The organism is Bradyrhizobium sp. TM233 (assembly GCF_036247965.1).
Classification (GTDB): Bacteria; Pseudomonadota; Alphaproteobacteria; order Rhizobiales; family Xanthobacteraceae; genus Bradyrhizobium; species Bradyrhizobium ottawaense.
The window spans coordinates 1-295 of record NZ_BTIG01000149.1 but is presented as its reverse complement, the minus strand read 5'-3'; the positions used below and the strand labels follow the sequence as shown (position 1 = coordinate 295).

Annotated in this window: 1 pseudogene; it reads left to right on the top strand. The window is 65.8% G+C overall.

The features are described from left to right. Positions 1 to 107: 107 nt before the first annotated feature. Positions 108 to 295: pseudogene (locus AABA86_RS34100) on the top strand (alpha/beta hydrolase); the annotation flags it as partial.

The following is a 295-nucleotide window of genomic DNA, read 5'->3' as shown; positions in this document are numbered from 1 at the left end:
AAAGCGAAGCGTGCCCACGATGCCTGGCTGTTGCGGGAGATTGGTGGGCACGGCGCGCGATGCGCGCCTTTGCCCGCCCTACGATTCCACCCGAGTGGAGAGACACGATGACCGCACTCCCTGACATCCCCCTGCCCGCCGGAATCCGCTCGCGTTATGTCGACGGCATCAACGGCTTGCGCATGCATGTGCTGGAGGCTGGCTTCGAGACCACGGGGCGGCCATGCCTCCTCTTGCTGCACGGCTTTCCCGAGCTCGCCTTCTCCTGGCGCAAAATCATGCCGACGCTGGCCGC